This window comes from Shimia sediminis (assembly GCF_003990645.1).
Lineage (GTDB): Bacteria > Pseudomonadota > Alphaproteobacteria > Rhodobacterales > Rhodobacteraceae > Shimia > Shimia sediminis.
In genome coordinates, this window is record NZ_RYZK01000048.1 from 1 (window position 1) to 898 (window position 898).

Consider the following 898-nt stretch of genomic DNA (forward strand, 5'->3'; position numbering starts at 1 on the left):
GTCAACGCTTACGAGGCATTTTATCCGCTGCACGCATCTGCTGCAAGGTTAAATTTAAACTAGAAAATGGTAAAAGTTTACCTTAAATAACAGACTTTCAGATGAGAGCAGGAAGACAGAGAGCAAGAACAAGAGAAAGAAATAGTGAGACATTAGACAGAAATGAAAATACTGAAAAATAAAAAAAGAAGTAGAAGAAGAAGATAGAAGAAATTTTAATTTTTAACACAGCGTAGGCTTATTATGTACTAAGTGCTATCGCAATTAGTTACTTTATTAATTTTATCTGTACAACAGTTTGTCAGCTGGTGTCTAGCTTGTTTAAGTTTTTAGTGGCAGTATGGGTAGTTGGGGCAGGCGTGTGCGTCAACACCTGCGGGGAGTTGAGCGGGAAGTCCAGGAACTGGAACGTGGTGAGCAGCTTGGGGAATTGGGTGTCCTGGAGCAGGGTCGTTGAAGTTGTGGCTGATGTCTCCGAAAGCGCCAGCTTCAGCAAGCCCTTCTCCGTGCCAATCACCATCACCGGTATAGGCACCACTGTCAAGAGCGTTTTGGTTGTTGTTCCATGAGGGTTGGGCGTTCCATTGTTGAGGAGCAGCGTTCCATTGGTTTTGGGGAGCTGAGTTCCAGTGGTTTTGGGGAGCGGGGTTCCATTGGTTTTGGGGAGCAGCGTTCCATTGTGGTTGGGCGTTCCATGCATGGGCTGGCTGTTGGTTAACGGCTACAGCTGGGTTGTTGCAGTGGGGGAAGTTGGGGCATGCTGATGGGTCGACTCCAGCTGGGTAACGATGTGCAGGCTCACCACCCGCCAATGGGCCATTGTATGCCGCAAGGGCTACAGATGATATACAAGCGAATACTACCAGTTTTACAAACATGTTGTTTCTTTAGTTCGAAC

At 46.7% G+C, this 898-nt stretch carries 1 protein-coding gene; it reads right to left on the minus strand.

Annotation, left to right across the window (positions count from 1 at the left end):
- Nucleotides 1-301: 301 nt before the first annotated feature.
- Complete coding sequence (locus EK369_RS22820; RefSeq protein WP_235871510.1) at nt 302-700, minus strand: hypothetical protein; 399 nt, start codon at nt 698-700, stop codon at nt 302-304.
- Between the last annotated feature and the right edge of the window lie 198 nt (nt 701-898).